General features: G+C 66.9%; 2 protein-coding genes. Both read left to right on the forward strand.

Going from position 1 to position 1496, the window contains the following annotated elements; translation table 11 throughout:
* Positions 1 to 1086 (forward strand): pyocin knob domain-containing protein (locus AO684_RS22005; RefSeq protein ID WP_054302630.1); only part of this gene is annotated, 1086 nt, incomplete at its 5' end.
* Between the two features lie 12 nt (positions 1087 to 1098).
* Positions 1099 to 1434: a hypothetical protein gene (locus tag AO684_RS10385; RefSeq protein ID WP_054302689.1), complete on the forward strand. Its 336-nt coding sequence runs from the start codon at positions 1099 to 1101 to the stop codon at positions 1432 to 1434.
* The last annotated feature ends 62 nt before the right edge of the window (positions 1435 to 1496 follow it).

The raw sequence follows: 1496 nt of genomic DNA on the forward strand, positions 1-1496 counted from the left end.
GCCGGGCTGGAGGCAGGGGACATGTTCTGGGCGGCCAGGCTGAGTGTCAGGATCGCCAGCGTCAACAGCGCGACCTCGCTCACGCTCGCTTATCCCTGGCCGGGGGCCGCCCAGACCGCTGTGAACTACGAGGTCCGCTTCACGCCGGATATGACCCGCGCGCTGGCCTCGGCGCGGGAACTGCTGGAGGAGCTTTCGAACGGCAATCTTTCGGCGCTTGCGGCGCTGGAAACGATGGCGAACAAGCTGCCGTGGTTCGATGGCGCAGGCTCTGCGCAACTGGCAGACCTGACATCGCAGGCCCGTGGTCTGCTGGGCGGCTCTGCCCTCTCGCGGGCGGGCAGCGATTATACGCTCAACGGCAAGCTGCTCGGCACCGCCGTGACCCAGAACGACAAGGATACCGCCGCCGGGCGGTTGCTGAAGACTGGCGATTTCGGTCTGGGCACCGCAATTTCTCTGACCGCTGCGGATAATCTCGATACCATCCTGACTTCCGGGCTTTTCTACAATTCGTCATCGGCCAACACGACCGGGAACAATTACCCGCCGGGGATCTCCGGTGCTGGCGCCCTGATCGTGGTGGCGCGCAGCACCACCAACGTGATCCAGAAGTTCATCAGCTACGGCGGCGCCTCCATCGCATCGGCCCTGCGGGAGTTCTCCCGAAGCTGGGGCACATCCGGCTGGGGACCGTGGGTGGAGCAATTCCATCAGGGATCGCTGCTCGGGACGGTCTCCCAGTCCGGCGGCGTTCCGACCGGCAAGGTCATCGAACGCGGCAGCAATGCCAATGGCGAATATGTCCGCTTCGCTGACGGCACCCAGATCTGCACGGTCATTGCCGCCGGGGTGGATGCCGCGACCGCAGCCGGGCCGATCTACATGCACAGCAACCTGCTGACATGGACCTTCCCGGCCTCGTTCCTCTCCGCCCCTGTGGTGACAGGGGGCGGCGGCAATGCGGCGCGCTGGCTGGGGATCAACGCGCCCTCGGTCGGCAGTGTGCAGTACCGCGTCTTCTCCTATGCCTCGTCGGGCACCCTTTCGCTGCCCGGCCTGACCGCCATCGGCCGCTGGTTCTGAGGAGGACCACCCATGCAGATCTCGTTCTCGCCCTTCCGCGCCGATTCCGCCCTCACCCTGTCCCGGCAGGGCGATGTCCTGACCATCGACGGCGCGGATCTCGACTTCGGCCCCTTGCCCGAGGGCGCCGTCCTGCCGCGTGAAGCGGTGAACTGCGACTGGCTGGCCTCGGAGGTCACCCGGATCGGCGGTGTGATCCATCTGACCCTGCTGCTGCCGCATGGCCCGATTCCGTGGCCCGCACCGCCTGAATCGCGGGTGGTCACCCATCCCGAGCCGATCCTCGTCACCACAGACGGGCCGATCCTGTTGCCTGACTACACGCCTGCCGGGGAGGCCGCAGAATGAGCATCGACTGGAGCAGGACGATCACCGCCGAGGCCCGCGCCGCAGCCGCGCTGGAGGCCGCC

Origin of the sequence: Gemmobacter sp. LW-1, from assembly GCF_001303875.1 — a bacterium.
GTDB classification, from domain to species: Bacteria; Pseudomonadota; Alphaproteobacteria; order Rhodobacterales; family Rhodobacteraceae; genus Gemmobacter; species Gemmobacter caeni.